Source organism: Clostridium sp. DFI.1.208 (assembly GCF_024463855.1).
Lineage (GTDB): Bacteria > Bacillota_I > Bacilli_A > Erysipelotrichales > Erysipelotrichaceae > Clostridium_AQ.
Genome location: NZ_JANGCA010000024.1, coordinates 53,421 through 67,223 on the forward strand (window position 1 = coordinate 53,421; position 13,803 = coordinate 67,223).

Genomic DNA, 13,803 nt, shown 5'->3' on the forward strand with positions numbered 1-13,803 from the left:
ATGTATACAGTAAATTTAGAAAAGGCGAGAAACGCTCTTCCAGCTGCTGCTGTGAAGGACTTTGATGATATCGTTGAGCAAAGAGTTTTAGGGGCTAGCAAGCATATTCAAATGATTGGAAAAATGATTGAGCAAATTGCTGCTGAGAGTGTTGAAAAGAATCGTACGATTGCGGACATGCTGGAGCGTATCCAGGAGGTCTGTCAGTTTTTTATTCACACTAGAGGAGAGGCATCACAGGCGATAACGAATGCAATCTATCTGATGACTGCCGGATACAGACAGCATGAGGAACGTGATATTCACTCCTATGCACAGCGTATTATAGATGTGAAAAAGCAATATGAGCAGAATTGTACGACAGCATTGGAAACCGCTGTTTCCTATGCTGTGGAAATAGGGAATCGTATGTCCGCAATCATGGTATACGATTATTCCAGCAGTGTGGAAGCATTCCTGCGCAAAATCGATGGCCCCAAGCGCATCTATATACCGGAAAGCCGTGTGATCAATGGCGGTGCTCCCTTTGTTCAGCCAAGTCTTGAAGCAGGACATCAGATTCATTTTATTCCCGATGCGAGTATGATGTATTATATGAAATCCTGTGATGGTGTTTTTATGGGGGCAGAGAGCATATACCCGGATGGTACGGGATTCAATACAACCGGATCGGATATCGTCGGTCTGCTTTGCGATTATTTTCATGTACCGCTGTATTTTATATCCCCTTTGATCAAGCTGGATGTCCGCATGGTGTATGGAAAAGAGAAGTGTACGGTGATAAACGATTTACGAGACAAGCTGGAGCCTGTGGCAAATCCGAAGCAGCTGCAGGGAAGTATCGACTACAGTGCCCCGGAGCTGCTTGCGGTGTCATCGAGGTTTATCAAGGCGTTCATCACGGAGCAGGGAGTAATTCCGGCTATGCAGCTGTATGATATAAGCATGAAGTATATAAAAGAACTGAGAGGTGCAGATGATGTTTAAACCTGATTGTACGGCATTTGCCATGATCCAGCCGAGTGCGCTTCCTGGAAGCTACCGGCATGAGGATAAAACGATTGATGATATCGTTAAAGAGGTGTTGGAAGAAACACAAATGATTGTCGATAATGGCTTTGACGGTGTAATTTTACAAAATATGAACGATATGCCAATCAAGCAAATCGCAGCTCCGGAGGCAATCGCGTATATGACGCGTATCGCATATGAAATCAAGCATCAGTATCCGCAGCTTATCCTTGGCGTTCTTGTGAATTGGGATGGTGTTGCCAGCCTTGCCGTGGCAGATGCCGTACATGCCGATTTTGTACGTGTGGAGCATCTGTTTACAGGCGCAAATGTTACAAGTGCAGGTATATTGGAGGGGCAGTGTGTTGAAATAGCAGCCTTGCGTAAGAGAATACGCTCCAAGGTTCCCGTATATGCGGATATACAGGAGGTTCATGGAATCCCGTTAGGTGGTAAGCCGATTGATGATGCCGCATGGGAAGCAGTGCATGAGGCTTTTGCGGACGGCTTGTTTGTATCCGGTAAAAGCAAGGAGGAAAGCCTTGAAATGATACACGCGGTACGTAAAAAGCTTCCGGACACACCGGTGATTTTAGGTGGGGGCGCCAATGGTGAAAACATTGAAGAGCTATTGCAATACTATGATGGTGTATCCATTGCAACCTGGGTGAAGAATGGAAATATGAAAAATCCGATTGATCCAAAGCGCGCAGAAATATTCATGAGCAGTGTGCAGAAGGCCAGAAAAAAGAAAGGGAGGAAATCCGAATGACAGGACTTATCATCTGCGGTCATGGTGACTTTGCAGCAGGGATGTACAGCTCCTTGAAGCTGTTAAATGGGGAGTGTGAGCATCTTGTCTGCATAAGCTTTCAGGAGGGAACCTCTTTTGAAGACCTGTGCGACACTATGAACAAGGAGGTGGAAAAGTTTATCGACGGAAATGTCATTATCCTCACCGACTTACCGGGTGGCTCTCCCTTTAAAGCGGCCGCCATGGCCACCTTTCAGTATGATTATGCCAGAGCGGTAACCGGCACGAACTTTCCTCTTTTGCTGGATCTGGTTTTATCAAGGGATTATGCAGAGGATGTCGACCAGCTGCTAGATCAAAGCATTGCGAATGCAAGGGAAGCGTTAATGAAAATGATGCTGGAAGCATAAGACATGGCTAACAACAAATTATTGTTTGGTATTCTTGATTCTGCCTTATATCCTGTAGGATACAGCATGTAAAATTTTTAAAAGTTAATTTTATGTTAGGTATTGACATCGCTTTCATAGCCGTGGTAATATCTATTCGTAAATGAAATAGGATTGTTACTCTCTGAGGCTTTACCTAGAAAATGAAAAGAAGTTGTCTTTTCGTTTTGGGTGCTGCTTCAGAGAGTTTTTATATAAAGGAGATTGAGGACATGTTTGGATTTCATAAGAAAAAAGAAGAAGTGAAGGTAGTTGAGCTTCATTCCATCTGTGAGGGAGCGCTTCTCCCTCTGGATCAGGTACCGGATAAAGTATTCGCAAACAGACTGCTGGGGGATGGCGTAGGATTCCGCTTTCACGGAAATCATATCTTTGCGCCCTGTGATGGAACGGTGGTCATGGTTGCCGCCACAAAGCATGCGATCGGTATACAGGCCGAAAATGGTGTGGAAATACTGATTCATGTAGGACTTGATACGGTAAATTTAAACGGGGAAGGACTGCATCCGAAAGTCAGTCAAAACGAATTTGTAAAGGTGGGTCAGCCACTTATAGAAATTGATACGGAATTTATGAAAGAGAAAGCTATTGAGCTCGCTACTCCTATGGTTATTACAACACCGGATGGAATTCATATTGAAATTATAAAAAATAGTGGTAAAGTTTCATTAGAGGATATCGTACTGACTGTTGAAAAAGAGTAGAAGGATAGGAGAGGTACAATGAAGGTCGTAAAGAATATAAATAACAATGTATCTCTATGCTTAGATAGCCAAGAAAGAGAAGTTGTGGTTTTTGGAAAAGGCGTAGGTTTTACAAGGCCACCGTATGATTTGCCTTTGGATAAGATACAAAGAACATTTTACAATGTAAATCCCGCTTATCTTACAGTAATCGCACAAATGTCTGAAGAAATCATAAATGTTTCCAGTCAGATTGTAGATTACGCGAATCAAAAAATGGATAACCGTTTTTCGGGGAATGTTATTTTTACACTGGCAGATCATATCCAGTTTGCTATAAAAAGAGAGAAGGAGCATATGGATTTAAAGCTTCCCCTGCTCTATGAAGTCCAGCATCTGTATCCTTCGGAAATGAGGATTGGATTGTACGCTTTGGATATCATCTATAAAGAGCTGAATATAACGTTACCCAAAGAAGAGGCAGCGAGCATAACCCTGCATCTGGTAGACTATGGAAGCAGGAGCTTCGATACCTCACAGGGGGATGAAAAAGAAAAAATAGAGCAGATTACAGCTTTTGTAGAAAAGGAATTGAATGTTAAAATTGATAAAGCAGGATTTAATTATTCCAGATTTGTTACTCATATGCATTATCTGCTGGAACGTGTGAACACAGATACGCACAGCTCCACGGATAATAAAAAAATGTTTCAGCTGTTGAAGAGTGAGTATCCCAAAACCTATAAATGTGCAGAGGAGATCAAGAAAATTCTGCAGGTTGATTACAATGATGAAGAGCTTTTGTATTTGATTATACATATCAATCGATTGTGTGCTCGTGAGGATTGTTACCAATAGGGCTTTACCTCGGCATAGGAAGTAAGTGTTTTTTTGCTTATGTTCATGCCGGGGTTTTATTTTGGCAAAACCATGGCAGCAGTGCACGGCTGTTGTGTTTGCATAGATATAGAACTTTATAAAAAGGAGAAAGAAAATGGTTAAAAATTATGATGCTTTGGTGAATAACATCACAGATTATATCGGTGGATGTTCAAATGTTACCTATTTTTCCCACTGTGTTTCACGCTTACGCTTCAATGTGAAGGACAAGGGTCTTGTGAAAATGGAGGAAATTGAGAAAACAGAAAATGTGATTGGCTGTCAGTGGTCGGGGGATCAGTTTCAAATCATTATCGGTACAGGCGTTGCGGAGGCCTATCAACAGATTTGCGCAAAGACGGATTTCACCTCCTCTCAACCGGCAGCTCATGAGAAGCCAGCGGAAAAGAAAACAGTAAAAACATTTGTGAATGGTATTTTTGACGGTATATCCGGATGTCTGTCCTCCATGATTCCTGTTATTCTTTGCGGTGGTATGTTGAAAATCCTGCTGATTCTGTTAGAGGTGGCAGGTGTATCGGCACAGGCTGGTACCTATCAGGTCATCTCCTTTGTCGCAGATGCAGCATTTTATTTCCTGCCGGTGTTCGTCGGTGCCAGTGCTGCCAATAAATTTAATGTCAATATGGGATTGGGGATGCTTGTCGGAGCTATGCTGATTGCGCCGAATTTCATAACCCTGGTAAATGACGGTGTCGCATTGGATATCTTTGGTTTACCGATTTATGCTACCACATATTCTTCAACTGTATTTCCAATTATCATGTCTGTATACGTAATGTCCTATATACAGAAATTCATTACAAAATATTCACCGGAGGTATTAAAGGGCATCCTGGTTCCTCTGCTGACAATCCTGTTGATGATGCCGATTGCATTGTGTATTCTGGGGCCTTTGGGAAATATTCTGGGAAATTATTTGGCAACAGGAATTATCTGGCTGTATGATACGACTGGCTTTCTGGGCGTTGGTGTGTTTGCGGCGATCCTGCCCTTTATCATCATTACCGGTATGCATTTCGGTTTCTTTCCCTATCTGTTTGCTGCATTTGCAAATCCGGGCTATGAACTCTTCTACTGCATAGCAAATACTGTATTCAACATCAATCAGGGTGCTGCATGTCTGGCGATTGCAATCAGAACCAAGAATCTGAATGTGAAATCCATGGCAGCTACGGCAGGAATTACGGCGATCGTTGCCGGTGTGAGCGAGCCGGCACTGTTTGGTGTTTCCTTCAAATATAAAAAAGCATTGTGGTGCTCGATGATCGGCTGCTTTGCCGGTGGTATCATCGCAGGAATCTTTCACGTAACCTGCTATGCATTTGCTTCCTTTGGTCTAATTGGTTTACCAAGCTATGTTACGAAGGATGGAATGAACTTGATTTATGCAATCATAGCATTGGCTATCAGCGCCATAATCACGTTTGTATTGACGCTGATAACAGTAAAACCACAGGATGTAGCGTAAAAGGAGAGCTTATGAAAAAAAATACGAATCAGTTTCCAGAAAACTTTTTATGGGGCGGAGCAGTTGCTGCCAATCAATGTGAAGGGGCATATCTGGAGGATGGCAAAGGCTTATGCATTGCTGATATCAACCTCTTCAAGGGGGATCTTCCCTTAAAGAAGCGTTCAAATAAAGAAGTGCGTATGGAGGAGGTCCTGCATGCAATCGAGGATACAGACGGCTATTATCCAAAACGTACAGGGATTGATTTCTATCATACCTATAAGGACGATATCAAGCTGTTAGCAGGAATGGGGATCAAATCCTTCAGAACCTCAATAAACTGGGCGAGAATATTTCCAAATGGAGATGATGAAGCTCCAAATGAGGCAGGATTGCGGTTTTATGATGATCTGTTTGACGAAATGCTGAAGTACGGTATGGAGCCGCTGATCACACTGTCCCATTATGAAATGCCGTTAAACATTCCAATCAAATATAACGGCTGGTACAACCGAAAAACGATCGACATGTATGTCAAATACTGTACAACGGTTTTAAACAGATATAAAAACAAAGTGAAATACTGGATTTTAGTAAACCAGATCAATCTTGTAGAGCTGGAATCCTTTAATCATCTGGGAATACCAAGTGACAGGGTAGATCATCTGTTGGAAGCAAAATATCAGGGATTACATAATGAGCTGGTGGCATGCGGCAGAATTATGAAGGAGGCACGTAGGATCAATCCGGATTTCCAGCTTGGAATGATGGTCACCTATTTCAATGCATATCCGGAAACAAGCAATTCAAAGGATGTACTTGCTTCCTTAAAATATAATCAGCTGAATTATTATTTCTCGGACGTTGAAGTATTCGGCCGGATTCCGGGATATATGTATCGTTTCTATGAAGATCATGATCTGGAAATAGAAATTACAGAACAGGATATAGAGGATTTGAAAAACACTGTGGATTTCATAAGCTTTTCCTATTATTACACATTGAGTATAAATGCACAGACAAACAAAGCGGAATCGAATATCCATATCAGTGAGGAGGATAAAAATGCGTGGGGCTGGGGAATGGATCCTACAGGACTGCGTGTTGCGCTGAATGAGTATTATGACCGTTACCACCTTCCGATCATTATAGCGGAGAATGGCTTCGGATGTCTGGAAGAGCTGGATGAGAATAACGAAATTCATGATGATTACCGTATCCATTTCTTTCGAGAGCATATCAAGCAGATGCAGGAGGCTATTCACGATGGTGTTGAGGTCTGGGGATATTATCCATGGGGACCGATTGATATCGTAAGCTGCTCCTCATCAGAAATGGCGAAGCGATATGGCTTTATTTATGTGGATATTGATAATTATGGGAAAGGAAGCGGAAAACGGTATAAAAAAGACAGCTATTACTGGTACGCACAGGTTATAAAATCAAACGGTATGAACCTTTAGAAAATTGTGCGTAAGATTACCGCGTCTATTGGTGAATGCATTTTAGGAATGCACAAGGTAAATCAAAGGAATCATCGCATGATATTCCCCTGCCATTGCGAAGTGGTCAATAGGATATGCATGGTTGCAATGGATATCGTATGGGGATACATAAGGACAGCGTAGACGTGATTTCACTGTAAGAAAACGAAAGAAGAAATAAAGCTCCTTTATTCATAGGAATTTATTTCTTCTTTTTAGCTGTTTATGCATGTGGTGTGAGGCGAGTGAGCAATATTCTGTATCCTTCCTTATTATAGAAAGGAAACCTCATCCTGCCATTCAATCTCCATATCTCCGTTATCTGCTATCTGAATCGGAAGCATGCTGTAGGTAGAGGAGCGCAAATCATCCGGGTGCCAGTGATCCAGCAATATATAGGGCTGTTCCTGTACATGGAAAATACAGGTACCCTGTCCGTCAAAGGTGGTGCGATAAGAGGGACCTGTGCATGGATTATCGATCAGCTTCCACGGTCCTATCAGATGGTCACAGATGCCATATAAGGATGGATTGGGTTCCCAGCCGCTGCATCCGGAAGTGATCATGTAATAGCGGTTATGGGAATACATGACGGCCGGAGCCTCCCGCTCCTGATCCTGAAATATACTGACATAGGAACCGGTAACATCCAGATAGTCATCGCTCAATCGTGCGATATTCATCGTTTTATTGTAATTTGCGCTATGAATCAGCCAGGCACTGCCATCCTGCTCCTGAAGCAGCGTCATATCCCTGCTGTCCTGCCGGTTCGGCTGAAAGCTCTTCAGCCAGACAAATGGTCCGGTTGGAGAAGATGCGACCGCAACATTGACACCGGCATAGTAATAATCGGCAGTATCCGCATGGGTATACATCACAAACTGTCCTGTGCTTTTATTGTATAATACTCTGGGGCGTTCACATATGTTTTTGGTATACAGCATATGTGCAGGGTCGTTTACGAACGGTGAAAGCACGATGCCTTCATTCTTCCAGTTTTCCAAGTCCTTAGAGGAGTAACAGGAAATACCGATGAAATCCACATGTCTGTTCACTGTTGCTGTATCCTTGTTCTCTCCATACCAGTAATACGTGCATTCATGCTGCAGTATCATACCGCCATGTGCCTGTATGGGTTTCCCATCTGTATCCGTCCATAATGTTTTGTTTTTCATAGTTGAGCTCCTTTTTACATCCGTCTGTAAGCATAGCATTATTATACGGGATGCGTATACAACATACAATGAAAATCAGTATAGAGCTGCTTTGCTGTATAGGATTCAGGTGTACCAAGCACAAGCCTTTGTACCCTCCTCTTGCGGCTGTATCGCGTTTGATGATTTACGTTTTAAAAAATAGTAAAATCCCTAAGCTCGCAGGAAATTTACTTCTTCTTTCGGTATTCATCCTCAAGCAGATTGGCATCTGGGAGTAATCCTTTGACCAGATTACTTTGCGGGCATGAGCTGCATGGCTGCAAAGAAAAGGCTTCCTTATTTTTTTAAGAGGACAGGTAGATTTTTGTACAGGGGTGTATACCGTAGCATCAGATAAGACAACAGAACACCGCTGAAATTCAGGATGAAATCATCGATATCCATAGTTCCGCTCAAGGTGAAAAACTGTATCACCTCTACCGCTATTATCAACAGGGCAATGCAAGAAAGGAATTTCAACGGACGCTTCGCCCAGTCTGTAAGTAAAAGCAGAAAAAAGGAAAACGGCATAAAGGCGACAAAATTGCCCAGCAGATTCATAATCGCAATCCGGTTATCCACATACGGCATATCGAAAATCGCCATCATCTGATGAATGGTTGCCAACGGCTTCAGATTGGTGCCATACGTCCATTGCATCCGCAGGGCATCCGGATAGGACTGGGAACGCAGATCTACATAATCTCTTGCGAATTCACTGGCAAAAAAGAGGATATAGATCATTTGAAATATATAGAAAGAAAACAGGACAATCCACATGAGACGCAGATTTCTCGTTTGCTTTTGTGTATCATAGAGACGGTTCTGCAGACAGACACCAAGGATCAGCGTAGAGCATATGAGAACAGAAAACATAACGATTCCAGAGAAGTTCAGATAATTTTCTAGTGTGAGATAGAAATAAAGAAGCATGGTCGAAATGGATACGCCAAGGCATACATAGGACAGTTCTTTTTTACATTTTATGGACATGCGAAAACTCCCTTCATGTGTATATATGATATAGGAGAACGATTGTTTACACAAGAGGAGAAGCCTTAATATTTTCTTATGTTTGTCGAAAAAAATAGGATCAGCGGATAAAGCGGCAGCAGGGCGGGGCTTACTGTCGTTTTTTTGAAAACACTGTTGGACACAGAAGAAAAACTTCGACGGATTCCTCTACTAAATCACAGGACGATACCATATACTGTAACGGATATCCCCGTGTAAAATATAGGATGAAAAAGCAGCGTACTGATGAATGTACGAGAATCTTTAACTTTTTCTTAAGACGGGAAATACCATATACAAATGTGGATTCTGTAGTATAATATCCTTGTGAGGTTAAACAAAGATGAAGATATTTACATGTGAAAAATGCGGTACTCCTATCAAACTGCATTTTATTAAGGGCTATGTGCATCTTCGCTGTCCTGCCTGCGGGGCAGCGTATCAGCTTGATACAGGAAGCCTGAAAAAATATATGCTCATACCACTGCTCAGTGTAGCGGCGGCGGTTGGTACCAGCTTGCGATTTCTGCAGGGAAGAACAATCGATATCAAATGTATCTATATACTGACAGTGTCTTTTGTGCTGTCGGGGCTGTTGGGCACGCTTTGTGTCAAGACAGGACTGTTAACGTATGAAGAGAAGGAAAACAGGTGAAGGCATGAAAAAAATGAGGAAAACACCAGAAAAACAATATCAGCTGGCTGTGGATGGCGTTCGCCCGCTGAATGTGCAGGACAGTAAGGACAGACTGCTTGCATTCTGTATGGATGTCAGCATCATGCTGTGTCCGATTGCTTTATGGAATATTATTCTGCTTGCCGTGCTGGGCAATATCATCAGTATCTCCGGCATTAAGCTGATCAGCATCTTTATCGGAGGGCTGCTTGTTATATCTATTTTATTTCTAAACAGCTATATCTATCGGCAAACCGGCGGACAGAGTGTCGGCATGCGCATGTTTGGTTTTAAGGTGGTTAAGAAAAGCGGACGCAAGGCCAGTCGGCAGCAGCTACTTCTGCGGGAGCTTGTAGGCTTTGATCTTCCGTTTATCATTCTGATGTATTTTACAAATGCATTCGGTGTTGCTGCATACTGGGGGTTGAACGGACTGTTTACGCTTGCGGACAGCCGTCATCGCTCTTTGATCGATCTTGTTCTCGGAACACGGGTTGTGGCATTAGAGAAAGCACAACGACCTGTACAAAAAGAAAAAGCTCCGCAGGCGGTAAAGCAGCCGCTGCCGAAACAGGTCGAGCAGCCGGAACTGATTATGAATACCATGGATTTACACATTCATTCCAATTTTTCCGATCGCGGGCAGTATAACGTCGAAGAGATTTTCCAATATGCGAAGCGCAACCGTATTCAGACGGTTTCCATAACAGATCTGGACTGTGCAAAGGCGAACAGTATCGCGATGAGAATGAGCGAGCTGTATGGTGTAACCTATATTCCGGGGATTGAAATCAATTGTGATCTGCGTGGAAGACGTGTGCGTATTCTCGGTTATTTCATTCAGTATAACAGTGAATTATTTGCGCACATTGAAAATGAAAGTCTGGTAAATGAGAAGCGGGCCAGCATAGACCGTGTCCGAAGATTTGAGGCGTTGCTGGGACGTAATATTGATGAGGAACGGCTTTTAAAAAGCAACCGGTTCCAGCGTTTAAGCGGTGAACTGATTGCCAAGCATGTACTGAATCGACCGGAATTTGAAGATTGTGCCATTCTGAAGCCATATCGCAGAGATGAATTTGGATGGCGTGCTTTGAATAAAGATTACTTCGCATATGGGAAGCCGTGCTATGTACCTGTGAAGTATCCATACCTAAAGGATATACTGGATGTCATTGAACTGACAGGCGGTATCTCTGTGCTTGCCCATCCCGGAAAGCTGCTGGTACAGGAGCCGGAGCTGCTGGATGAGGCTTTGCGCATGGGGGTACAGGGAATTGAAGTCTTCCATCCAATGCATACGAAGAAGGAAATGGCAAGTCTGTTAAAGCTTGCGACAGACCGCAAGCTGCTCGTCAGTGCGGGAAGCGGCTTCTATAATATGGAAGGAAACACACGCATCGGAAGATGCAACTGTCCAAAGGAGGCAGAAGGCTTAATCGATATGATGCTGCATGCACGTATGTAAGGAGAAAAGAACAGACAGGACGCATACAAACTGTGTTCTGTCTTTTTTTCAGCTGCTTTGCTAAGCTGGCTGCTTCATAAGGACGTATCCCTGCTGGGAATGAAAAGAAGTGCCCTTTATCGACTTAAGAATGTTTAAGCATTCCACCCTATACAAGCAATACGATATATGCTATAAATAATGCAGATGCATCCGTTTACCAATATGGGAAACCATCGGATTCACAGGAATTTTCTGCTCCACCTAATCAGATAAATGCAATTTACACGTTTCACTTATCGTGTACACGACACAAGAAAGGAGTATTCCAATGAACCAAGTTCTTGCTGAGCTCAACCAAAATACCATGATGATACCGATGTTAATGCACGGACTGGCTATTTTTGTCATGCTGACGGTGGGAGCTCTTTCCATGCTGAAAAAGCAGAAGATATGTGATAAACGCTATGTTATCTGGGGCAGGGTGAACCACACAGCCTGTGCAGCACTTCTGATCTGGGTCATAGCGACAAAGGGATATGATCGGTTGATGGAATTTTTATGCCTTATCAGCTTTGTCCTGCTCCTGTATCTCCTGCTGTTGCTCGCTTTGATTTTCAATTCTATAAAAATCAGGCACAGAAGGTCAGCTTCATGAAAGCATCTAGGACAATCTGTAAAAACTGTGAGGCCTGTTATCATGTAAATCAGTATGTGTGCGTATACACGACAGTACGGATATATGATACAATAGCGCTGGATGCAGACATGCAGAAGCTGTATTACACAGAAAGACAACATACATAAAGAAAAGAGGTATCCTATGGAAACAGCATTAAAAAGAGTAAGAGCATTTGTAAGAGAGCGTAACTGGGAACAATTTCACACACCGGATAATCTGGCAAAATCCATCAGCATAGAGGCAGGAGAGCTGCTGGAATGCTTTCAGTGGGAACCGGATCGGTATGAACACCGTGCGGTGTGTGAGGAGCTTGCGGATGTGATGATTTACTGTATGCAGCTCGCGGATCGGCTGCAGGTGGATATGGAAGACATCATACTGGACAAAATGGAAAAGAATGAAAAGAAGTATCCTGTGGAAAAAGCCAGAGGAAATGCCGCAAAGTATGACACTTATGAATAAACAGGAGACGGTATGAAAAAACTGTATATATCTGCAGATATCGAAGGAATCTGGGGAAATGGGGCCTTCGCACATACTGCGAAGACTGGCAGAGAGTATGAGGAATACCGCACAAATATGATTTCGGAGGTAAACCTGTTGATTGATAAGCTGTTTACGGCAGGTGCTGAGGAAGTTGTGGTGAATGACGGTCATGGCAATATGGATAATCTGGACGCATCCAGACTGGATCCGCGTGCCAGTATGGTGGTAAGCAATGGTGCTTATAAGGAATATGGAATGATGGAGGGACTGGACCATACCTTTGACGGGGTATGCCTGGTCGGATATCATTGTCGCAGCAATACCCGCGGCGTCATGGCACACACGATATGGGGAACTCTGGTGAGAAGCATCCGTATTGACGGTGAGGAAATGGGAGAGAGCGGCATCAATGCCCGTCTTGCCTGGGAATATGGTGTCCCGATCGTGCTCATCAGTGGCGATGATCTGTTGAAGGAACAGCTGAAGGAGGAGCTGCCTATGCCGTTTGCTTATGTGGAAACCAAGCGTGCAATCTCCTCCCAGTGTGCCCTTTCCTGCAGCTGGCAAATGCTGGAGGAACGCTATGAGCGTGCTGTTTCATCCATGGAAGCACGCGGTGGACAAAAACCTGTCTACAGTAAAAAGCCACATCGTGTGGATATCACCTTTCATCATGAACGCAATGCTGACTTTGTTTCACGCATGGACGGAGTGACACGGATATCGGATTGCACGGTACGCATACAGAAGGACAGCTATGATGCAGCATACCGGTATCTTCGCTTCGTTATAAAAATAAGCAATGCATTTGCCGGATAAAAGCAGAGAGAGCAGGTGAAGCCATGAAGCAGATGCATATTCTGGATCAGATGACACCAGGGGAGGTTGCAGAGCTGAAGGCACAGTCTGCCACGAAAACGTTTCAGCGACGGGAAATAATTTTCCATAAGGAAGACACGCCGAAGTATTTGTATGTATTGCTGGAGGGGGCTGTTTGTGTTTTTGATGATACACCGGACGGTACCCGCAATATTCTGACCATCATACGGGAGCCGATGGACTGCTTTGCAGAGGTTTATCTGTTTATCGATGAAAGGCTTCCCTTTTCAGCGGAAGCGATGAAGAAAAGTACGGTGCTTATGATTCCCCGCAGCGTGCTGCACCAATTTCCCCAAATCAGCCAGAACCTGAATGTTTTGCTTTCACAAAAAGCATATACACTGTCACAGAAGCTGAAGCTGTTAATGAAGGACAGTTTGCGTGAAAAAATCATGGAATACATGCAGCAGCATCCCGTTATCCTGTTAAAGCGTCATGAGCTGGCAAGCTATCTCGGAGTCAGCCGACCGGCACTTTCCAGAGAGCTGTATCGCATGGTGGATGAGGGACTTCTGGTTCTCGATGAGCATGGAAACTTCAAAACGGTAATATAGATTACCGCTTCAGACTGTTGACAAAGTGACTGTCGACAGTCTTTTTAAAATCTGATAGAATATCTGTGGCAGAAACGTACTTCATAAACCCAAAAATAGTCGACGTTTCTGCCATTTATTATGCCAAAAATGATA

The 13,803-nt window shown here is 43.4% G+C and carries 15 protein-coding genes; 13 read left to right on the plus strand and 2 right to left on the minus strand.

The features are described 5' to 3' along the window. The 7 genes from NE665_RS13460 to NE665_RS13490 all read left to right on the plus strand — a co-directional run bounded on the left by NE665_RS13460 (nt 1) and on the right by NE665_RS13490 (nt 6,713). On the plus strand, nt 1–987 hold the full coding sequence (locus tag NE665_RS13460; protein ID WP_118654494.1) for a hypothetical protein: 987 nt from the start codon (nt 1–3) through the stop codon (nt 985–987). Then, the gene (locus NE665_RS13465; protein ID WP_118654493.1) at nt 977–1,783 is read left to right on the plus strand and encodes a BtpA/SgcQ family protein; all 807 of its coding nucleotides are present in this window, start codon (nt 977–979) and stop codon (nt 1,781–1,783) included. The genes NE665_RS13460 and NE665_RS13465 overlap by 11 nt, the downstream gene beginning before the upstream one ends. Next, a complete protein-coding gene (locus NE665_RS13470) occupies nt 1,780–2,175 on the plus strand; it encodes a PTS fructose transporter subunit IIA (protein ID WP_118654492.1) in 396 nt (131 codons plus the stop codon). Before NE665_RS13465 ends, NE665_RS13470 begins: the two co-directional genes overlap by 4 nt. A 251-nt stretch (nt 2,176–2,426) precedes the next feature. Beyond that, entirely contained in the window at nt 2,427–2,918 is a 492-nt protein-coding gene (locus NE665_RS13475) for a PTS glucose transporter subunit IIA (RefSeq protein ID WP_178760049.1), read from the plus strand. Between the two features lie 18 nt (nt 2,919–2,936). Further along, nucleotides 2,937–3,755 carry a PRD domain-containing protein gene (locus NE665_RS13480; protein WP_118654490.1) on the plus strand — a complete coding sequence of 273 codons (819 nt, stop codon included), beginning with the start codon at nt 2,937–2,939 and terminating at the stop codon, nt 3,753–3,755. A 136-nt stretch (nt 3,756–3,891) separates the two neighbouring features. Continuing rightward, nucleotides 3,892–5,268 carry a PTS transporter subunit EIIC gene (locus NE665_RS13485; RefSeq protein ID WP_118654489.1) on the plus strand — a complete coding sequence of 459 codons (1,377 nt, stop codon included), beginning with the start codon at nt 3,892–3,894 and terminating at the stop codon, nt 5,266–5,268. Between the two features lie 11 nt (nt 5,269–5,279). Next, complete coding sequence (locus NE665_RS13490) at nt 5,280–6,713, plus strand: family 1 glycosylhydrolase (protein WP_118654488.1); 1,434 nt, start codon at nt 5,280–5,282, stop codon at nt 6,711–6,713. Nucleotides 6,714–7,006: 293 nt separating this feature from the next. Here the strand turns inward: NE665_RS13490 and NE665_RS13495 are convergent, their stop codons facing one another. Beyond that, nucleotides 7,007–7,909 (minus strand): glycoside hydrolase family 43 protein, encoded by a 903-nt coding sequence (locus NE665_RS13495; protein WP_118654487.1) that lies wholly within the window; start codon nt 7,907–7,909, stop codon nt 7,007–7,009. A gap of 318 nt (nt 7,910–8,227) precedes the next feature. Beyond that, nucleotides 8,228–8,923, minus strand: coding sequence for a VanZ family protein (locus tag NE665_RS13500; protein WP_118654486.1), 696 nt, complete (start codon nt 8,921–8,923; stop codon nt 8,228–8,230). 364 nt (nt 8,924–9,287) lie between these two features. Between NE665_RS13500 and NE665_RS13505 the strand changes: the two genes are divergently transcribed. The 6 genes from NE665_RS13505 to NE665_RS13530 all read left to right on the plus strand — a co-directional run bounded on the left by NE665_RS13505 (nt 9,288) and on the right by NE665_RS13530 (nt 13,668). Continuing rightward, entirely contained in the window at nt 9,288–9,599 is a 312-nt protein-coding gene (locus NE665_RS13505; protein WP_118654485.1) for a hypothetical protein, read from the plus strand. 4 nt (nt 9,600–9,603) lie between these two features. Next, nucleotides 9,604–11,088, plus strand: a complete 1,485-nt coding sequence (locus tag NE665_RS13510) for an RDD family protein (protein WP_233104676.1) — start codon at nt 9,604–9,606, stop codon at nt 11,086–11,088. A gap of 310 nt (nt 11,089–11,398) precedes the next feature. Next, entirely contained in the window at nt 11,399–11,725 is a 327-nt protein-coding gene (locus NE665_RS13515) for a hypothetical protein (protein WP_178760051.1), read from the plus strand. A 165-nt stretch (nt 11,726–11,890) separates the two neighbouring features. Next, nucleotides 11,891–12,211: a nucleotide pyrophosphohydrolase gene (locus tag NE665_RS13520; protein WP_178760052.1), complete on the plus strand. Its 321-nt coding sequence runs from the start codon at nt 11,891–11,893 to the stop codon at nt 12,209–12,211. 12 nt (nt 12,212–12,223) lie between these two features. Beyond that, nucleotides 12,224–13,054, plus strand: coding sequence for a M55 family metallopeptidase (locus NE665_RS13525; protein ID WP_178760053.1), 831 nt, complete (start codon nt 12,224–12,226; stop codon nt 13,052–13,054). A gap of 23 nt (nt 13,055–13,077) precedes the next feature. Continuing rightward, nucleotides 13,078–13,668, plus strand: coding sequence for a Crp/Fnr family transcriptional regulator (locus NE665_RS13530; RefSeq protein WP_178760054.1), 591 nt, complete (start codon nt 13,078–13,080; stop codon nt 13,666–13,668). The last annotated feature ends 135 nt before the right edge of the window (nt 13,669–13,803 follow it).